This is a genomic window from bacterium, from assembly GCA_017744355.1.
GTDB lineage: Bacteria > Cyanobacteriota > Sericytochromatia > S15B-MN24 > UBA4093 > JAGIBK01.
This window is the reverse complement of record JAGIBK010000001.1, coordinates 186948-205368: the sequence shown is the minus strand read 5'-3', so window position 1 is coordinate 205368 and position 18421 is coordinate 186948. Positions and strand designations below refer to the sequence as shown.

The 18421-nt window shown below is 67.4% G+C and carries 14 protein-coding genes; 7 read left to right on the top strand and 7 right to left on the bottom strand.

The features are described 5' to 3' along the window. Window positions 1–80: 80 nt before the first annotated feature. The 3 genes from prfB to rfaE2 are packed head-to-tail and all read left to right on the top strand — an operon-like array spanning window position 81 to window position 2640. A complete protein-coding gene (gene prfB / locus J7643_01025; GenBank protein MBO9539154.1) occupies window positions 81–1121 on the top strand; it encodes a peptide chain release factor 2 in 1041 nt (346 codons plus the stop codon). Between the two features lie 20 nt (window positions 1122–1141). After that, window positions 1142–2164, top strand: a complete 1023-nt coding sequence (locus J7643_01020) for a bifunctional hydroxymethylpyrimidine kinase/phosphomethylpyrimidine kinase (GenBank protein ID MBO9539153.1) — start codon at window positions 1142–1144, stop codon at window positions 2162–2164. Window positions 2165–2169: 5 nt separating this feature from the next. After that, complete coding sequence (gene rfaE2, locus J7643_01015; protein MBO9539152.1) at window positions 2170–2640, top strand: D-glycero-beta-D-manno-heptose 1-phosphate adenylyltransferase; 471 nt, start codon at window positions 2170–2172, stop codon at window positions 2638–2640. Here rfaE2 and J7643_01010 read toward each other — a convergent pair. The 7 genes from J7643_01010 to J7643_00980 are packed head-to-tail and all read right to left on the bottom strand — an operon-like array spanning window position 2624 to window position 14545. Then, window positions 2624–5065: a hypothetical protein gene (locus J7643_01010; protein ID MBO9539151.1), complete on the bottom strand. Its 2442-nt coding sequence runs from the start codon at window positions 5063–5065 to the stop codon at window positions 2624–2626. The genes rfaE2 and J7643_01010 overlap by 17 nt on opposite strands. Before the next feature lie 13 nt (window positions 5066–5078). Beyond that, window positions 5079–7028 carry a hypothetical protein gene (locus J7643_01005; GenBank protein ID MBO9539150.1) on the bottom strand — a complete coding sequence of 650 codons (1950 nt, stop codon included), beginning with the start codon at window positions 7026–7028 and terminating at the stop codon, window positions 5079–5081. A 1-nt stretch (window position 7029) separates the two neighbouring features. After that, complete coding sequence (locus tag J7643_01000; protein ID MBO9539149.1) at window positions 7030–8028, bottom strand: IPT/TIG domain-containing protein; 999 nt, start codon at window positions 8026–8028, stop codon at window positions 7030–7032. Between the two features lie 9 nt (window positions 8029–8037). Next, on the bottom strand, window positions 8038–8637 hold the full coding sequence (locus tag J7643_00995; protein ID MBO9539148.1) for an Ig-like domain-containing protein: 600 nt from the start codon (window positions 8635–8637) through the stop codon (window positions 8038–8040). A 24-nt stretch (window positions 8638–8661) separates the two neighbouring features. Then, complete coding sequence (locus tag J7643_00990; protein MBO9539147.1) at window positions 8662–11073, bottom strand: IPT/TIG domain-containing protein; 2412 nt, start codon at window positions 11071–11073, stop codon at window positions 8662–8664. A 10-nt stretch (window positions 11074–11083) separates the two neighbouring features. Next, window positions 11084–13528 (bottom strand): IPT/TIG domain-containing protein, encoded by a 2445-nt coding sequence (locus J7643_00985; GenBank protein MBO9539146.1) that lies wholly within the window; start codon window positions 13526–13528, stop codon window positions 11084–11086. 15 nt (window positions 13529–13543) lie between these two features. Continuing rightward, entirely contained in the window at window positions 13544–14545 is a 1002-nt protein-coding gene (locus tag J7643_00980; protein ID MBO9539145.1) for a hypothetical protein, read from the bottom strand. 257 nt (window positions 14546–14802) lie between these two features. On the opposite strand from J7643_00980, the gene J7643_00975 reads away from it, so the two are divergent. The 4 genes from J7643_00975 to J7643_00960 are packed head-to-tail and all read left to right on the top strand — an operon-like array spanning window position 14803 to window position 18348. After that, window positions 14803–15312 (top strand): DUF4330 domain-containing protein, encoded by a 510-nt coding sequence (locus J7643_00975; protein MBO9539144.1) that lies wholly within the window; start codon window positions 14803–14805, stop codon window positions 15310–15312. A 3-nt stretch (window positions 15313–15315) separates the two neighbouring features. Further along, complete coding sequence (locus J7643_00970) at window positions 15316–16758, top strand: O-antigen ligase family protein (protein MBO9539143.1); 1443 nt, start codon at window positions 15316–15318, stop codon at window positions 16756–16758. Continuing rightward, window positions 16755–17855 carry a glycosyltransferase family 9 protein gene (locus J7643_00965; protein MBO9539142.1) on the top strand — a complete coding sequence of 367 codons (1101 nt, stop codon included), beginning with the start codon at window positions 16755–16757 and terminating at the stop codon, window positions 17853–17855. Before J7643_00970 ends, J7643_00965 begins: the two co-directional genes overlap by 4 nt. Next, on the top strand, window positions 17827–18348 hold the full coding sequence (locus J7643_00960) for a hypothetical protein (GenBank protein MBO9539141.1): 522 nt from the start codon (window positions 17827–17829) through the stop codon (window positions 18346–18348). The genes J7643_00965 and J7643_00960 overlap by 29 nt, the downstream gene beginning before the upstream one ends. Window positions 18349–18421: the final 73 nt, after the last annotated feature.

The window sequence follows — 18421 nt, the reverse complement described above, 5'->3', positions numbered from 1 at the left end:
CCGGACCGAGCTCGAATCGCTCAGCCACCGTATCGCCGAAGCAAGGAGGCATCTTTGACCCAGACCGACTGAAGAGTCGGATGGCGGGGCTCGAGGCCGAGGCGGCCTCCCCCGACTTCTGGAATGATGCCAAAACCGCCCAGGCGACCATGCAGACCCTCACCATGATCCGCAACCAGGTCGAGCGCCTGGAGCTCTGGGAGACCCTCAGCTCGGACCTTGCGGTCCTCATCGAGATGGGCCTCGAATTAGGGGACCTCTCGGTCCTGCCCGAGGTCGAGCAGGGTCTCGGGCGGATCCGCAGCACCCTGGGCGACTGGGAGATGGAGCAGATGCTCGGCGGCGAGTACGACCAGGCGCCTGCCATCGTCTCGATCAACGCCGGCGCAGGCGGCACCGACTCCCAGGACTGGGCCCAGATGCTGCTGCGCATGTACACCCGCTGGGCCGAGTCCAAGGGCTACAAGGTCGAACTGGTCGACCTGTCCGAGGGCGAAGAGGCGGGGATCAAGAGCGCGACCATCATCATGACGGGCCCCTACGCCTACGGCCGCATGTCGGCCGAGAAGGGCGTCCATCGCCTGGTGCGCATCTCGCCCTTCAACTCCAACGGCAAGCGCCAGACGTCCTTCGCCGCCCTCGAGGTCACCCCCGAGCTCGCAGACCAGGCCACCGACGTCGAGATCAACCCGGTGGACCTCAAGATCGACACCTTCCGCTCGGGCGGCGCCGGCGGCCAGAACGTCAACAAGGTCGAAACCGCCGTTCGCATCACCCACCTGCCAAGCGGCATCGTGGTGGCCTGCCAGAACGAGCGCAGCCAGCACCAGAACCGCGAGACCGCCATGCGCATCCTCAAGGCCAAGCTCTACGAGCGCATGCTCGCCGAGCAGGCCAAGCGCCTGGCGGATATCAAGGGCGGCTACAGCGAGGCGTCGTGGGGCAACCAGATCCGCTCCTACGTCTTCCACCCCTACCAGATGGTCAAGGACCACCGGACGGGGTATGAAGTCGGTCAGGTGCAGGGCGTCATGGACGGCGACCTCGACGGCTTCATCGAGGCCTACCTGCGTGCCAAGGCGAGCGGTCAGTGGGCGACCGCCGTCGGCGTCGAAGAGTAACAGGAAAGAAAACCACCCGCATGCTCAACTCGGATACCCTCCAGCGTCTCACCCAGTCCTTCGCGAAAACCCGGGTGCTCGTGGTCGGCGATCTCATCGCCGACGAGTTCCTGACCGGCCAGGTCGGCCGCATCTCGCGCGAGGCCCCGGTCCTCATCCTCTACCACCAGCACACCGACGTGGTGCCGGGCGGGGCGGCCAACGCCGCCGCCAACATGGCGAGCCTCGGGGGCCAGGTGGAGGTGATCGGCCTGTTCGGTGACGACCCGTCGGGCGTCTCCCTGCGCCAGGCCTTCGACGAGCGCGGGATCGACGCGACGCACGTGGTGATCGACCCCAGCCGTCCCACCACCACCAAGACCCGCATCTCGGCCTCGTCCCAGCAGTCGGTCACCCAGCAGATCGTCCGGGTCGACCGCGAGAGCCGCGACCCCATCGACGCGGCCATCGAGGCCCGGGTGATCGAGGCCCTCGAGGCCCGGATCCCGCACGTGGACGGGGTGCTCGTCTCCGAGTACGGCAACGGCCTCTTCACCCCCAAGGTGATCGAGCGGACCCTCGAGCTCTGCCGCGCGCACGGCAAGCTCGTGACGGTCGACGCCCAGTGCGACCTGCGCCTCTTCAACGGGGTCGCGGCGCTCACCCCCAACCAGCCCGAGGCCGAGGCGGTCGTGGGCTTCGCCATCACCGACGAGGCGAGCCTGCGCAAGGCCGGCCAGATCCTCCTGGCCGAGACGGGCGCTCAACACGTGCTCATCACCCGCGGCGCCAACGGCATCGCCCTCTTCGGCGCGGACGGTAGCCTGCACCAGATTCCGGCCTTCAACCGCCACGAGGTCTTCGACGTGACCGGCGCCGGGGATACGGTCGTGGGCACCCTCACCCTGGCCCTGGCGGGCGGCGCTTCGCCGCTCGAGGCGACCATCCTCGCGAACCTCGCCGCCTCCATCGTCGTGCGCCGCTTCGGGACCGCGACCACCTCGGTTTCCGAGCTGATGGAGACCTGGTCCAAGAATCCCCCCGAAGCCCTGGTACTGGGGTAAGCCGCGTGAACGTCTACACCGTCGACACCATCGCCTCCAAGATCGCCGATTGGGAAGCCGAGGGCGGCAAGACCGTCTTCACCAACGGCTGTTTCGACCTGATGCACGTGGGCCACGTGCGCTACCTGCAGGCGGCAAGGCAGCTGGGCGATCGCCTTGTGGTCGGCCTCAACTCGGATCGCTCGGTCAAGGAACTGAAGGGCCCCGCCCGCCCCATCCTCCCCGAGGAGGAGCGCGCCGAGCTGCTCGCCGCCCTCGGCTGCGTCGATGCGGTCGTGGTCTTCGACGAGCGCACCGCGGATCGCGCCATCGAGGCGGTTCGCCCCGCGCTCTACGCCAAGGGCGGGGACTACGAGCCCGATACCATCCCCGAGACCCCCCTGGTGCGCAGCCTCGGCGGCGAAGTCGTCGTGCTGCCCTTCGTCGAAGGCCGTTCGACCACCTCGCTGATCGCCCGGATCAAAGCGAACGGCTAAGCTCGCTCGGTAGCCGCGCCAGGGAGACCACCGAACGGTTGGCCTTCAAAAATGCCTGCGCGTGGCGAACCTTCGCCTGGTAGGCTTCGCGGACCACGTCGAAGTCCTCGGGCAAGTCGTCGAACAGGGGCCCCTGGTAGAACATGAGCGCCAGCTCGTAGAACATGGCGCCCATGCCGGCCTGCCCCTTGCCTTCGAGCGCCTGGGCGTTGCCGTACAGGGCGTCGAAGGCGTACAGGTCGCAGAAGGCGATCCTTTCCTGATCCAGGCGATAGATGCCCCGGGCTGACTCGATCAAGTCCGCGCCGCCGACCACCTTGAGCGATTGGCGCAGGGTGTAGACGGTCGTGTGCAGCGATTCGACGGCCCCGGGATCCCCGAAGAGTGCCTGCGCCAACTCTTCGGTGGTGCAGCCGTCCGGGTGCAGGACCAAGAGGGCCAAGAGGGCGAGGGCTTTCTTTCTTGGCCAGCGCGCGATGGGCGTCATCCCCTGCTGGAAGGTGATGGCGCCGAAGACGCGCAGCTGGAAGCAGGGCACCGGATCGACGAGCCCCAGCTCGCTTAGAAATAAGGCCTCCTGCTTGGCCAGCCACCGGCCCTCGGGCGCAGCGAGAAACGCGCGCGCCTCGGCCTCGGCGGCAGCATCCCCATGGCGGGCCTTGAGGCCGAGCAGGGTCAAGCGCGTGAAGGTCTTCTCTTGCTCGCTCACCTCACCGTCGAGCAAGCCTGCAAGCAGCGCTTCGGCCTCCTCGCGCCGGCCCTGGGCCGAGAGGATCATCGCCCAGCGCCGTTGGACGCTTAGCCCCGAGTTGCCGAAGGCCGGCACCCGCGAGAGCTCGTCATAGACGAGGGCCGCGTTTTCGAGCCGGCCGAGACGGGCCAAGTTGTTCAACAGCCCCAGCCCGCTCATGTGGACGTGGATCGGCATGTGCTTGGCGATCGCGCACGCCTGGTAATAGCGGTAGAGGCGAAGCGCCAGCTCATGCTGATACAGCAGCTGCGCGTTGACGGCGAGCGACCAGAGATAGCAGAGCAGGATCTCGATCGCCACCCCCTCGAAGGTCTCGGGCGGAATCGCCACCACGCTCATGAAGGGTTGGGGCTCGGTCTCGTCCTGGGCCCGGGTGTCGAGCCAGGCGAGATGCGCCCGGAGCAGATCCGCATGGAAGCCATGCTCTTGGGCGATCGCAAGCATCTGCTCGGCGTAGCGGAAGGCCTCGCGCTGGCGATACTGGTTGTAACAGAGGGTGTGCAGGTTCCGCAGGGCGCGGAAGTGCTCGTAGGCCATCAAGCGATCGCCCGCGATCGGCAGGCCCAAGACCTGCTTCAAGGCCGGCTCTGTGCAGTCCTTCCGGCCGTCGAACCAATGGAGCAGGGCCTGCTGCTGCAAAAGCTCCGCTTCTTGGAGGGCGCAGAGAGGAATGGCGCCGGCCTCGAAGGCGGCGAGCAAATCGCGAAGCAGGGGCACGTCTTCCTCGATCGAGGCGAGGCGCGCCAGGCGAAGCCGCATATCGGTGGCAAGTCCCCCCTTGCCGGCGGTCAGGCTCAGGGCCCGGCGATAACACCCCTTAGCCTGCTCGAGTTGCCCCATCTCCAGGTGGTGATCCCCTTCGAGATGAAGCAGCAAGGGGCGCACGCTACGGCGCGCGGCGGGGATCCGGTCGAGGATCTCGGGAATTTCTGCCTCGCGCACCGTGCGCAGGTGGCGCGCCTGGAAGATCGCAACTTGCGCCTCGACGGCTTCCCAGGCCTGCTCGGCGTTCGGTTGCTTCAGGACGAGCTCTGCGGCACTGCGCCACGGGGCCCGCAGATGCAGGGTGGAGTTTTCCGAAAGGCAGGCAACATTGCGACGCACCAGCTCGAAGCCCGCAGAAGAGGGCGCAACCTCGCCGACCGCCGCCAGGGCGAGGACCTGCGCGAATAGCTCGTCAGGCAGCGCCAAGACATCGTCGAAGCTCGGCTTCTCGCTCCAGAAGGGCTCCGCCGCCTCATAGCGAATGATTGAGGGCCGATCGAGCGCGGGCAGCTGATGGCGCGAGGCGATCGCGAGGGTCCCCGTGTCCGGGAAGTACCGCAAGAAGGCCATGACCTCGGGCAGGGCCTCGGCGCCTTCGAGCCGGTGGAAATCGTCCAAGAGCAGACAAGCGTCGGGGTGGGTCTCGGCGATCGCACGCGCGAGGCGCACGCCCGGTGAAGCAGCCAGCACGTCGTCTTCGAGGGCCGTATGACGCGCTCGCGCGGAGGGCCAGTTCAAGAGCAGGCGGTAAGCGAAGAACCGAAAATCCTGGTCCTCGCGTGAGAGCGCCAGGTAGAGCGTCGGCGTGGTGCTCTCCTCGCGCCAAGCGCTCAAGAGCGCTGTCTTACCGGCCCCGGGGCCGGCGCTGAGCAGTGAGGTCCTGGCTGACGCAAGCCGAGGGAATTTCAAGTCGAGGGGTCTCCTAGCGATGGGGGTCAGGGCCCGAGAGAGCCTTTAGAAACTGTACCAGATCCGCTCGGTCGGTTCCCGGCAGGAAGATCGGCTCCTCCACCTCCGGGTCGATGTTGGTGAAGTCCTCGAGGTTGCTTTCGTAGTGCAAGATCGCATCTTCCAGGGTCTGAGCGGATCCGATGTGGAAATAGGGAGCGGTCTCTGCGACGTTGCGTAGGGTCGGCGTCTTGAAGGCGCCCAGGTCCTCGGGCCGGCCCGTCACCGCCTGACGGCCGGGTCCCAGGCTGCCCTCCGCATCCATGATGGCGATGTTGTGGAACTTGCCGTCGCTGAAGAGCGGGCCGGAATGGCACGCCGCGCACCGCCCGCGGGTCACGAAGATCGCAAGGCCTCGCTTTTGGACCGGGCTCAGCGCCGCCTGATCCCCTCGGGCCCAGCGATCGAATTGGGCCTCGTCGGTCACCACCGTCCGCTCGAAGGCAGCGATCGCTTTGGCCGTCATGTCGAGGGCCTCCGGGCCCGTCGAGGGCGGAGCCCCGAAGATCGTCGAGAAAGAAGCGGGATACCCCGCGGTCTCGAGCACGCTCTTCAAGCTCTCGCCCGATCGGTTGAGTTCCAGGGGGCTCGCAAAGACCGCCTTGGCTTGTGCTTCCAGGGTCGCAGCCCGCCCATCCCAGAAGAAGGCCCCCGGCTGGAGGGCCACGTTCAGGATGGTCGGAGCGTTGCGCGGCAGCGGCGCCCCATCGTTGCCCATCGAGCGGGCCAAGCCATCGCCCCAGCCCTGCTCGGGCAAGTGGCAAGTCGCGCAGGCCATCGCCCCGTTCGAGCCGAGGCGCGGATCGAAAAACAGCGCGCGCCCGAGAGCGATCTTGGCGGGGGTCGCAGGGTTGTCGGGTGGGTGGCTCACCTCGGAGTCGAGGGGTGCCAGCACGTCCTTGACGTCTGCGAAGGTGAGCGGATGGGTCGTGACGGTGGCCTCTCGCGCCGCGGAACCGTTACCGATCCGCACCTTGTACGTCCCGTCGGAGACCCCTGCGACGAAGCGGCCCATGATGTCGTCGCCCTCCACCTCGTCGTCATCGTCGTCCAGAGCGGGCTCGATGCGCGCCGCGGGGCCAGCGATCGCCTCGACGGTCCAGGTGTAGGGCGGATCCACGATCGTCCTGCCCGCGAAGTCCTCGGCCTCGGCCGAAAAGGTCTGCAGGCCGTACGGCACGAACACGTCCGCCGTGGCCGGCGAGAGCTCCCAGGCATGAATGGTCGTGAAGACCCGATGGCTCTCGGCAAAGCGGGTGCCGACCTTGAGAACCACCACACTGTTGGTCGCCCCCTCGGGCACCTTGAAGCTCATGGTGGTGTCGTCCTCGCGCCGCAGGTCCGCTTCGGGCACCGTCAGATCCCCCACCTGCACGGAGAAGGTCGCATTCCGACTCGCGCCGAAGCCTACGCCCATGATCGTGACAGTCGAGGTGGGATCCGCGCTCCAGGCGCTCAGGGAGATGATCTTGAAGAGCTCGGTGGAGTCGAGGTGGAGGGCGCCGCTGACCAGCTGATTCGGCAGGATTTTCACCTGGGCCACCCCGCTCGCCACCGCTTCACCCTTGCCATTCTTGGCGGTCCCCTGGATCTGAAGGTCGCCGGTCGGCAAATCGTCGAAGCGCACGGGGCTCACGCCCCCGCCGACGGGGCGCGGCACGGAGCGGGTCACGAAGGGCGTCGGCTGGTTAGCCGCGTAGATTTTGAACTCGATGGCCACGGTCTCGGGCGGGATGTACTGGGCCCAGCGCTCGGGCCAGCGGATGTTGAGGCCGAGGCTGCCCGTTGCACGGCGCGGCGACACCTGCGAAACGGCCGCCTCCTGTGGCGTAATCCCGAGCAGCGGCGCGGCAAGACGCGCCTGACAAGCGGCGAGCAGGATCCCTGCGGCCAGGAAGACGATCGTAAGCCACTTTCGGCCCACGTCACTGCACCTCGATCGAGACGGTCGCAAGCACCGGCGCGATGCCCGCCCCGAAGCGCGCGACGCCCGTGACGTTGGCGCGGGTAACGCGTCCGCTCGCATCGATCCGCGCCACCGAATCCGAGGTGCCGCAGGCGCTACAGTCTTGCCCCAAGCTGCCCCAAGGCACCACGGGCGACATCACCTCGTTGCCGAAGGCGTCCTGGGCGCTCAGGAGCAGATCGAGGGTGTGCTCGCCAGGAGCCAGGGTTGCCGTGCGGGGCGAGACCGAGAGGGTCGCGATGGTGGTGAAGCGACTATCCCCCAGCGTCGAAGCCGCGCTCACCCCGCTCACCGTCACCGCGATGGCGCTGTTGGTGGCGTTTGGCGGCACGAAGAAGCCCATGGCCGTGTCGCTGAAGCGGAAGATTCGATTCGACGGAAGCACCACCCCGCCGAACGAGATGGAGTAGGTCGCATCCCGCGAGAAGCCGAAGTCCGTGCCCGTGAGCGTGACCTGCTGCCCGGGGCAGCCGTTGGCCGGGCTGAAGCCCGTGAGCGTCGGACGCAGGGTGGAGGCCAGGGTGAACTTGACGGGGGTGAGGGTGTTGGGCAGGACCGGCACGGTCACGCTGCCCGAGGCCCCGACGTAGCCGTCGGGATCCATCGCCTCGGCCGTGAAGCGCAGGGTCTCGACCGGCAAGGCCGTGAAGGCGAGACTCGCGGTGGGCGCGAGCGTCCGCGCGACGCTGCCCGTGGCAAGGGGGGATGCGACTCCGGGGCGATAGGCGCCGAAGCGGATGGCGCTCGCCGAGGCGGGGATGTACTGGGCCGCGCGATCCGGCCAGCGCACGGTGAAGACCACCCCACCGCTCGGGCTACCCGGATTGGCCTGGTCGGCCGCGACGATCGTGGCAGGCTGCTCGGCTTGCCGGACGCCGAACTGAGCAGGCAGACTCTGGCAGGCGAGCAACAGGCCACCGAGGGCCGCGGCACCGCAGAAGCGGATCAAACGTCGCATGCGCCCTCCCTAGTCCACTTCGATGATCGCGCCGCCCTTGGAAAGGACGGTAAGGGTGACCGAGGCCGAGGCGCGGCCATCCAGCGAGGTCGCGAAGATCTCGACCGTCCCCGGCGTGTTGCCGGCCGAGACGAGGCCCGCCGTATCCACCGTGGCGATCGCATGGTCGCTGGTATCCCACTGAGCGGTCGCCTGGCGGTGACCGTTGCTCAAGAGCACCTCGACGGTCGCCGTGGTGGTGTAGGGGTAGAGGGGGCTCGCCCCGTTCGAGGGGGCCACCACCAAGGTGTTCATGGCGAGCCAAGGCTGCACGTTGATGGCGAAGGGCGTAGCCGGCGTCTCCTCTGCCGTCGGCGTGGCCGACGGAGTGGGCGTGGGGGTCTTGTTGGTGGTGGGGGTGGGCGAGGGGGTTGCCCCACCCGACTGGCCGCCACCTTTCGAGACGCCACCGGTCACATCGGTGCTGGCCCCCGTCCCGCTGGGGGGCAAGACCCCGGTGATCTCGTCGGCATCACCCGTACAGCCCCAAATGGCGAGCACCAGGGCCAGCAAGGCGGCGATCGCCCCCACCCGAGGACGAAACAAGCTATCAACAAGCCGATCGCGCATGAGAGAACCTTTCACATCGCAGGACTACCTAACGGTGCCGCGGGCCACCTTGGGCCACAGGGGCCCCGCGTCCCCCTGGTTGGAGCTGATGAGGTAGAGGTACTTGCCCACCTGGACCTGCACCGGCGAGTTGGCGAGCTGGACCCCCGAGGTGCTCGGGATGTCCGTCGTCAACTCGGTCATGGGCTTGGGGACCAGGTTGTCCTGAATGGCGCCGCGGAAGGCGCGCAGGGTGGGCCAGGTGTGGAGGTAGTAGTAGTACCGCCCGAACTGCATGACCTGGCAGGAGAGAATGTCCCCGTTGGGCAAAAGCGGCGTCGCCTGCTTGACCCAGTTCGACATGCGGCCCGTGGCGTCGATCACGCACTGCTGCGACGCGTTGGTGACGGCATTGCCCGTCCCGCCGATCTGGTAGAGGACGTCCCCGATGATGAAGGGGCAGCCGTCCTCCCCGTAGGGGTGCTGGTTGGGGCCGACTTCCCACTGGCCGATGTTCCCCGACTCTAGGAGACGGGCCTGCATGGTACCGACCGGGTTGTTGCTGCAGCTCATCCCGTCCGAGGTGCAGCTCACCCCGTGGCCCATGATGTAGACGTAGCGATCGCTCGCGATGAGCGCCAGGTCCTTGCCCGCCCAGGTGGGCGGCAGATCGTTGATCGGGTCGTAGCCGAAGCCGATCACGTCGCCGGTGTAGGGATCCAGGCTCGCGAAGTTGATATGGCTCTTGTTGGGCGCCGCGAGCTGGTTGGTGACGGTGTAATAGATCCGATTCTTGATCTGCACGCGGCTGTTGGGGTTGTCGTCCTGGTTGGTGCCCTCGGGCAGGACAAACGGCGAGACCGTCCAGTTGGAGTCCTTGAAGCTGCCGTCCGGATTGAGGTTCATGTAGGCGACCTTGGTGCTGTTGTTGCCGCCCCAGACCCACACCTTCTCCCCGCCGACATAGGCGTGGATCCCGGGGCCACCGACGCCCGCCGGCAAGTCCGGCACGTTGACCCAGGCATTGACGGCATCGGCGTCCACGACCTGGAGGCTCTGGGTCGCGATGCCGAGCGGCGCGAAGATGGTCACCATCTGCGGGCCCTCGTCGACGTGCCAGGGGACCTTCACCCGGATGACGTTCGGATTCCAGGAGACGACCTCAGCCTGGTAGTCCCCGATGAGCACCGCCCCGTCCGGCCCGAAATTCTGGCCCTTGATCGCGACGATGGTCTTGTTGGGGGCCACGGTGGGGAAGACCGAGGCGGCGATCGGCGTGGTCAGCGAATCGATCGTCAGGTAGTAATTGTTGCTCGTCTGACCGTTCACGGTCACGCTCACGTTGCCGCTCGTGGCCCCGGCGGGCACCCGGAAGACGAGACTCGTCGTGTTGGCGAAGTCCGGCGTCACGCTGCCACCGTTGATGTTGACCACGTTCTCGGTGAGCACCGCGCTGTAGCCGTGGCCGGTGAGCGTGACCGAGCCCGCCGGCCGCGCGGGGTTCGGGCTGATGGCCTGGATCGAGACGGCCGCACCGTTCGGCACCGTGAAGAAGACCGCGTTGCTGTCACCGCCCCGGTTGGTGTTGACCACCAGATTGCCGCTCGTCGCCCCCACCGGAACCGTGAAGACGATCCGGTCCCGGGTGACGGCCAGGACGTTGGAGCCAGGGACCGTCATGGCCCCCAGGCGCAGGGTGGTCGTGCCGCCCGCGAAGCCGACCCCCGTCACGCTCACCACCTGATTGGCCGAGCCCGAGGTCGGGGTGACGCCGTGGATCTGGGGACGCACGGCGTTGGTGGACGCCAGGGGATCGTCGTCGCGCCCGAGGGTGGTCACCACGTCGGCGGCAAGCTGGTTGAGCTCGGTGTCCGGGTGGGAGACCCAGCTGGGGGTCGCCTTGAGGCTGCCCGGCGAGGCCGGGTTGACCTTGCCCATGGCCGAAGGGGCCGGCAAACCGATCGGGTCGAGCGCCGAGACGATGGCAACGGCCGTGGTGTGGGCGTTGATCGCAACGATCCCCCCGACCTCCCCGTTGGTCAGCGAGAGCCAGCCGGCCGTGGTGTACTGGACGAAGGTTCGCAGGCGAGGTGCCGTACGACCAGGCAGCTGGGCCCCCAGACCCTTGACGGCCTCCAGGATGTAGACGCCGTTGGTCGCGGGGATAAAACCCGGCATGCTCAGGCTGAAATTGCCGCTCGCATCGGAAACGGTGGCGGTGCGGGTTTCGCCGGTCACGGCGTCGAAGAGCGAAACGGTCGAACGATCGAGCAAGGTGCCGACGTTTGCCTGCAAGTTGCGGATGGCCCCGTAATCGACGCGCCCCACCAGCGTCGGCACCCGGTGGGTGGCTGCCTTCAAGTCGTCCTGACCGGTCGCGGGCGCCCCCGTTCGCGGCATGCAGGCGAGCATGGCGAGGACGACCAGAAGCCAGGCAAAACGCGATAGACGACGCATGGGCCCTTCCTCAGTTCAGGGTGCAGCGGAAGACCTTCCGCTGGAGCGCATGACCACTGTCCGAGCTGATCGAGTACAGGTAACGCCCGATCACCACGTCCACCTTGTTCAGGCCCTGGCCGGTCTTCGGCAGGTTGTAGGCCGACATGGGCTTGGGCACCAGGTCATCCACGATCACCCCGCGCAGGGTCGGAGACTCGATCTCGTCGGCGGTGGCGATCAGGTAGAGGTACTTGCCCACGCGCAGCGGGCGCCGGGAGATGGTTCGGCCGAGCGCACCGGGCACGACGGGGGCCGACGAGGTCGTCCAGGTCCCCATGGTGCCGTCGGGCTTGATAACGCAGAACTGGGAGCCGCCGGTCGTGCTGGAATCGGTGCCGCCCAACAGATGCAGGACCCCGCCGATGTAGAGGGGGATGCCGTCCTCGCCGTAGTAGAGGTTGTTGGGGCCGTTCTCCCAGATCCCGATCCCCCCGGAGGGCAGGATGCGGGACTGCTTGGTCGCAAGCGGGTTGCCGTCGCAGTTGCCGCCGCCCGAGCAGCTCACGCCCTGCCCCAGCAAGTAGACGTACTTCTCGCTGGCGGCGAGGGCCAGATCCTTGCCCAACCAGGACGACGGCAAGTCGTTGGTCGGATCGTAGCCGAAGCCGGTCACGTCCGCGGTGTAGGGGTTGAGGGTCGCGAAGTTGACCTTGTTGCTCGAATTGGAGACCGTGTAGTAGAGGCGGTTTCCGACCTGGACGATCCCGTTCGGATTGTCGTCCTGATTGGTGCCTGCGGGCAACATTAGAGGCGAGGTGGTCCAGTTGGCGTCCGCGAAGCCCCCATCGTCGAGCAGGTTGATGTACTGGACCGCAGTCGAGTTGGCCCCGCCCCAGACCCAGAGCTTCTTGTCCCCGACCCAAACGTAGGTACCGTTGCCCCCCACCCCGGTCATGGTGGTGCCCGTGTCCACGAAGGTGTTGGCCGCCGTGCCGTCGATGACGGTGAAGTTGGCCGTGGCCACCCCGAAAGGACCGAACAGGGTGAGGGTGGTCGGGCCCGGTGCGAGGTACCACGGCAGCTCGACGCGCACCACCTGCGGGTGCCACGAGAGGACCTTGGCCTGGTAGCCGCCGACGACGACCTTGCCGCTCGGACCGAAGTTCACCCCCTTGATCGCAACGACCGACTTCACGGCCCCAACGTTCGGGAAGAGCGAGGTGATCTGCGGGGTCGCAAGCACGTCCAAGGTCAAGGCGAAGTCGTTGCTCTTGGCGCCGTTCACCGTGACCGTCATGTTGCCGCTGGTCGCGTTGCCCGGCAGCACCAGGACCAGGGTGGTGGCGTTGGCGAAGATGGGGGTCAAGGCGACCCCGTTGAGGCGCACGTCATTCTCCGCGAGCACCGGGCTGTAGCCGCCGCCCGAGATGGTGACGGTGCTGCCGGGCCGCGCCGGGTTGGGGCTGATCGCCATGACCGAGACCGCCGAGCCCGCGGGGATGGTGAAGGGGGTGGCGTTGCTCGCACCGCCCCGCAGGGTCGAAACGCTGAGGTTGCCGGTGATCGCGGTGGGTGGCACCGTGACGATCATCTCCCACTTCTGGAGGCCGCCGGCCAGGTAGCGCCGCAGCGAGAGGATCGGCGCCGAGACCCCGCCGATGGTCACGGCGGTCCCACCGGGCACGAACCCCACCCCCTGGATGACCACCGGCGCGTTGGCTGGCGCCTGGATGGGCGTCACCGCGTCCACCCGGGGCTTGATGGCATCCGTCGAGCCGACCGGGTCCCCGTTGCCGGTGAGGATGGCGCTCACGTCCGCGCTGAGGTTCAAGAGCTCGGCGGCATTGTGGCTCGGCGGCGGCGCGGGGCTCCCCGTCAGGGCCGGCGGCGAGACCTGGGCGTTGACCATCCCCATCACGCTGTGATAGGGCATGGCGGCCTGGTCGAGCCCCGACACCAGGGCGATCGCCGTGGTCAGCGCGTTGATCACGACCCTGCCCGATACGGCTCCATTGGTGATCGAGGCCCAGCCCGGGTTGCGGAAGGTCACGAGCGTCCTGAAGCGCGGGGCGTCGTTGCCCGGCAAATGAGCGTTGAGCCCCTTGATGGCCTCCAGGACGTAAACCGAACCCGAGGCGGGTACGAAAGTGGCGAAGGGCAGGGTGAAGGCCCCATCGGCGTCCGTGATGCCCGCGGCCCGGGTCTGGCCCGTCACCGTGTCGATCAGCGAAATCGTCGCGAGGTTGATCACGTCACCGGGGATGGCCTGGACCCTGGTCGCAGCGGCGCCGAAGTCCACCCGTCCCGAGAGGGGGGTGACGGTCGAGCCGCCTTGCACCCCGGATCCCGTATCCGCCCCCGGCGGCGCATCAGGAGTCAGCGTGGCGGTCCCCATGGGTGGGGCGACGGCCTGGCAAGAGAGCAAGGCCACGCTCAACACGATGATGACGATCCGAGCCAGGTCGAAACGCAAGGCAGAGCTCCTTGGCTAGTTCACGATCGCGCCGCCGAGGCGGGGGATGACGGTAAAGCGAATGCCGTTGCTCAGGCCGAAGGAGTTGCGCACCATCACGTCGCCGCTCGGCGCTCCTTCCGGCACGCTCACGTAGAGAGCGTTGGGGGAGTTGGGGGCCTTCGGGTCGATCACGGCCACGCTGCCGGTCGCGCCGCCGAAATAGACCGTGTTCTTGCCGATGTCGGGATCGAAGCGATAGCCCGTGATGATGAGCGGCGCCCCGTAGCCCGCCACCGTGCTGCTCAGGTTGTCGATGAAGGGATCCTCGGCCGTCTTGACGATGAACGCGCCCTTGTCTGTGTCGAACTGGAGGGCGGTGATGGGGTCCGAATCACCGAGCACCGCCCGGTCGACCAGATCGCTGACCGTGTGGAAGTCCTGCTTGGTGTAGCCCCCCACCGGGGTGAAGGTGTCGAGGCTGGCCGGCAACGGCAGGGCCTCGGGCAGATCCGGCTGGACCGAGCCCATCAGGTCAGCGGGACTCACTCCCTCGGGCCGCAGGTTGTAGAGGATCGCCACCGCGGTCGAGCCCAGGCCGAGATTCACCCGGCCTCCGACCGTCGCGTTGGTGAGGCTCACCCAGCCCTCCCTCCAGCGGATCAGGGTCCGGATGCGCACCGCGTCGCGGTTCACGGCGTTGCCGCCGAGGCCCTTGACGGCCTCTAAGAGGTAGGTGCGATCGCCTTGCGGGCGAAAAGCCGTGAACGTGAGCTTGAACGTGCCGCCCGGCTTGGTGAGGGTGGTCGCGATGGTCACCGAGCTGGTCCCGGCACTCTCCATCAGCGACACGGTGGCGGCATCCGCCACTTCGTCGAAGGTGGCCTGCGCCCTGCGGGCTTTCGATAGCAGGGCGAGATCCACCCGGCCCGTCAGGGAATAATTAGAGGTTCCGGCCCCGTTCGGACCACTCCAGCAAGCAGAGGGCAGCACGGCGCAGAGCGGAATAGCCAGCAGACGAGCGAAAATCTTAGACACACCAGCCTCGCGTAGACCAGGTCGCTAGACAACAGCTATACAACTCCTGACAAATCCCACATGCCCTGATTGCTTTATCGCTAAACCATCAAACATCCCCAAGTCAAATCACAATCCCGACAGAGCCCCGTATTCGGCTTTGCAAACGCCGGTGCTTGCCGTGAGGCCGGAAACGAGGCATCATGAGACCCCGGTAAGACAGGGGCCGCTCCGGACGGCCCGGTGCAATCTGCTCACGCAAAGGGGACGACTCAGTGTTGGATCAGCAAGGAAGGGTTTTCGGGAAGGTCAACCTCATCGATCTGTCGATCGTCGTGGTCGTGGCGCTCTTCATCCTGGGGGCGGGGCTCGCCCGCACCGGCAACGCCGGCGTCAACCAGCAGCTCAAGGGCGAGGCCACCGCCGAGTTCGACCTCTTCATCCGGGGCGGCATCTCGGACGCCGCCATGTTCAAGCCCGGCGACAAGACCTTCATCACCATCCGTAACCAGCCCTACGCGGCGCTGACCATCCGCAAGGTCAAGGTCACCCCCCGGACCGTCACCGTGCCCGTTGCCGGCGGCGTGAAGGCCTATCCCGACCCCTCCGAGCCCTACAGCAAGGACGTACTCCTGACCCTGCGCGAAACGGCGCAGCTGACGGACGACGCCATCGTGCTCGGCGGCAACAAGATCAAGGTCGGCGTCCCCATCGACATCGAGGGCCGTCTCTACCGGCTGCGCGGCTCGATCGTCGACGTGCGCCTCGTCGACCAGCCGAAGCCCTAGCCCATGGCCGCCCACTCGGATAGCGGGGCCCTCGGGGCCTCGAAGCGCGCGACGCGCGGCAGCCTGAGCGCCGCGCTCGGGCTCGTCTCCATCCAAGCGGCTTGGCAAGCGCGCGTGCGCCACAGCCTTCCCTACCGCGCGACGTCGGCGCTGCGCGCGGCCCTCTATGCGAAGATCGCGCCCTTCGCCGAAACCTCGCTCGCCATCAAGCTCGCCCCCTACTTCTCGCTGGTCGCGGCGTGCCTGCTGCTGCTGGTCTCGCCCTACGTGGGCACGGGCCTCAACGCCCTGATGGTGCTCCTGGCCTTCGGGACCTTCCTGTTCCAGTGGGTGGTGGAGAAGCCCGTCGCCAAAGAGGCGGATGGGCTCGATCTGCCCTTTCTCGCCCTCTTGGCCGTCTCGATCGTGGCGGTCGGCTTCTCGCCGTACCTGGTCCTGAGCGTCAAGGGGCTCGCCAAGATGCTCGTCTTCTGGATGAGCTTCTTGGCCTTCCGGGGCGCGCTGCGCCGCGGCGAGCGCGGCTGGCTGCCGCTCTTCGGCGCCCTCTTCGTCGCGGCCTTCGCCCAATCCCTCTACGGAATCTACCAGTGGAAGATCCAGGTCGCCCCCCTGGCCCTTTGGGACGACTCCGAGGCCGAGGTCAAGCTGACCCGCGTCTACGGCACCCTGCTCAACCCCAACCTGCTTTCGGGCTACCTGATCCCCATCATCCCCTTCGCCGCGGCCGCGGCCATGACGTGGAAGGCCTGGGGCATGCGTCTCCTTGCCGTCGGCACCGCCCTGACGGCACCCATCTGCCTCTACTTCACCTACTCGCGCGGGGCCTACCTGGGCCTGGTGGGCGAGGCCGTGGTCTTCGGGGTCCTGGGGTTCGCGGCCCTGTGGCCCGCCATCCGGCGCCGCCCCTGGCTCTTGGGGGTGCTCGCGGGCCTGCTCGCGCTCGGGGCCGTCGGCGCGGTGGTGGCCTACCACCACTCGCCGGCCATGCAGGAGCGGCTGCTCTCCATCACCGCCACCCGCACCCACTCGTCCAACTCGTTTAGAATGAACGTCTGGGACGGGGTGATCCGGATGATCGAACACTCCTGGTGGTTCGGGATCGGCCTCGGCAACGACGCCTTCCGCAAGGTCTACGCCCTGTACATGGTCAGCGGCTTCGAAGCGCTCGGCGCCTACAACATCTTCCTCGAGGAGCTGGTCGAGAAGGGCATCTTCGGCCTCTTGGCCTTCGTGGCGCTGGTGGGCGGCGGGATCTTCCGGGCCCTCCACCACTTCAAGCAAGGGGTGAGCCGCCCCTGGGCGACGGCGGCGATCGCCTCGCTCGTCGGCTTGATGATCCACGGCATGGTCGATACCGTCTTCTATCGGCCGAGCGTCCAGATCCTCTTCTGGCTGACGCTCGCCGTCATCCTCCACCTTCCCAACCGAGAGCAAGGCGCCGCATGAGCAAGATTCCCGTCGACTCCCGCATCCAGCGCATCCTGGTCGTCAACTTCGGCGGCATCGGGGACGAGATCCTCTTCTTCCCCGTGATCCAGAGCCTGCGCGAGGCCTACCCCCAGGCCAAGCTGACCGCCCTGGTCGAGCCCCGCTGCAAGGGGATCATGGCCTTCAACCCCGCCATCGACGAGGTGCTCACCCTCGACGTCAAGGGCAAGCCCTCCGTCTTCGAGCTGCTCAAGGTGGTAGGCGAGCTGCGTTCGCGCTCCTTCGATCTGGCCATCGGATCGGGGCGCTCGCCCGTCATGCCCGTGATCCTGCTCTTGAGCGGGGCCAAGTACCGAGCGGGCTACGACGCCAACCGCCTCTCCTGGACCCTGACCGAGAAGGCCAAGTGCAACCCGCAGCAGTACGCCGCTGAGATGTACTACGACCTGATCCGCCACTGGGTCCCCATCCCCTTCCGGCTGCCCCAGGCGGCCCTGACCCAGCCGGACCGCGAGTGGGCCAAGGCCTTCCTCGCCGAGCATGGGGTCCAGGCGGGCGACCAGGTGGTCGTGCTCCATCCGGGCACCAGCAAGCTCTCGGTCCAGAAGAAGTTCATCAAGAGCTGGGACGCGGACCGCTGGTCGGAGCTCGCCGCGCGCCTGCAAGCCGCCGGGGTCAAGGTGGTGCTCGCCGGCGGGCCCGACGACGAGGAGACCATCGAGCGGATCAAGGGCGTGCTCAAGACCCAGCCCATCGAGGCCTTCGGCAAGACCAAGGGCCTCGGGCAGCTCGCCGCTCTCATCTCCCAGGCGTCGATCCTGGTCTGCGTCGACTCGGCGCCCCTGCACCTGGGGGTGGCGGTCGGCACCCCCACCGTCGGCATCTTCGGACCGACCGATCCGGCCAAGCTGATGCCCACCGGCACGGTCCACCAGGCGATCCACGTGGACGGCCTCGCCTGCCGCCCCTGCCTGTGGGATCGCCGCGCCACCACGTGCGACGAACTGTCGTGCCTCAAGAATCTCGGAGTCGAGGCGGTCGAAGCCGCCGTTTGGCGGGTGATGCCCGCAAGGAATCAAGCGAATCATGGAACCATCAACGCCGCAGAACACTAGATCCGAAGCCGCCGAGCGCGAGGCGCTCGCGAAGCTTCCCACCTACCTCACGGACACCGACGCCGACGCCCGCTTCACGCAGGGCGAGCGCGCGGGCACCGACTGGGAGAGCCGGGTGGAGGCCCTCGAGGACGAGGCCGAGGACACCAAGGCCCAGATCGAGAACACCTTCGAGTCGCCCCTCCACCAGACCGACGAGGACCTGGAGGTGCTCGACACCCTGATCACCGAGGGCTGGGGCCAGGAGTTGCCGCCCGAAGAGGAGCTCGCGACCATCGCCCTGGAATGGGGCACCTACCTGGGCGACCTGATCATCAAGAACCTGGGCGGCTCCTGGGTGATCCGCCAGGAGCCCGAGCACCTGAGCATCCGCTTCTCGCGCCTCGAGACCCAGTTCTTCCCGGTCCACGCGGTGCTGAGGCGCTTCGCCCTCGGCCAGGAGGCCACCCTCGAGAGCACCTACGCCGGGCTGGTCGCGACCCTCACCGACTGATTGACAAAGGTGGCCCCATGTCGGAACAGGAAACGAAGAACACCGCCCCGGTCATCGAAGAAGAGGAAACGCT